The sequence below is a fragment of the Kordia zhangzhouensis genome (assembly GCF_001005305.1).
GTDB classification, from domain to species: domain Bacteria; phylum Bacteroidota; class Bacteroidia; order Flavobacteriales; family Flavobacteriaceae; genus Kordia; species Kordia zhangzhouensis.
This window is the reverse complement of the sequence record NZ_LBMH01000036.1, coordinates 1-988: the sequence shown is the minus strand read 5'-3', so window position 1 is coordinate 988 and position 988 is coordinate 1. Positions and strand designations below refer to the sequence as shown.

The 988-nt window shown below is 37.3% G+C and carries 1 protein-coding gene; it reads left to right on the top strand.

Annotated elements, in window-relative coordinates; all coding sequences use genetic code 11:
* Positions 1-16: 16 nt before the first annotated feature.
* The coding region (locus AA088_RS17435) for a condensation domain-containing protein (protein ID WP_206539846.1) at positions 17-988 on the top strand (972 nt) is incomplete at its 3' end.

Genomic DNA, 988 nt, shown 5'->3' with positions numbered 1-988 from the left:
ATTGCAAAAAAATAACATGCAAGTAACTGTCAACGATGTATTCACCAACCCAACGCCTAGTGAACTTGCGTTAGCATTAAAAGAACAAGAACTGGCATATGTTGTTCCGGCGAATGGTATTGTAGATGGTTGTAACTACATTACTCCAGAGATGGTTCCATTGCTCGATTTTGAACAGGATCATTTAGAAACAATCATGGATTTGGTTGATGGTGGCGCAGAAAATATTGAAGATATCTATCCTTTATCCCCATTACAAGAGGGTATTTACTTTCACTATTTGATGAGTACAAAAAACAGGCAAGATGTATACATCACTCCAACGTTATTATCCTTTTCCAGTGAATCAAAGCGAGCTGCCTTTTTAGAAGCCTTATCCTTTGTAATAAATCGTCATGATGTATTACGAACGTGTATTTTGAGTAAAAATCTTCCTCATGCTGTACAGGTTGTATTGCGAGAAGCAGTACTTCCAGTAACACCAATTGTATTACAAGGAAAAACATCGGTTGTAGAAGAATTACAAGCCATTGTAAAAAGTGGGCATCACTATATGGATGTCTCAAAAGGCCCCTTACTACAATTACATACGGCAGAAGATTCGAAAAATTATTATCTCTTATTAAAACAACATCATCTTATTATGGATCATGTTGGTTTAGAAATCATCACCAAAGAAGTATTTGCCTATTTATCAGGAGAAGCAGCTTCTTTACCAGCACCAAGTCTCTACAGAAATTTTATAGGTCATGTACTACATACACAGTCTGTAAGTGATAGTGAGGCATATTTCAAAGCGCGTTTTGAGTCTATAGAATCCCCTACGTTACCTTTTGGATTACAAAATGTTCATGGAGATGGTGTTAACATCGTAGAATCGACGGTAACACTTCCAGAGAATCTTTCCGCTAAGATTCACAGCATGTCACAAGAATTACAAGTAAGTCCAGCAACTATTTTCCATGCGGCCTTTGGTTTGGTGGTAGGC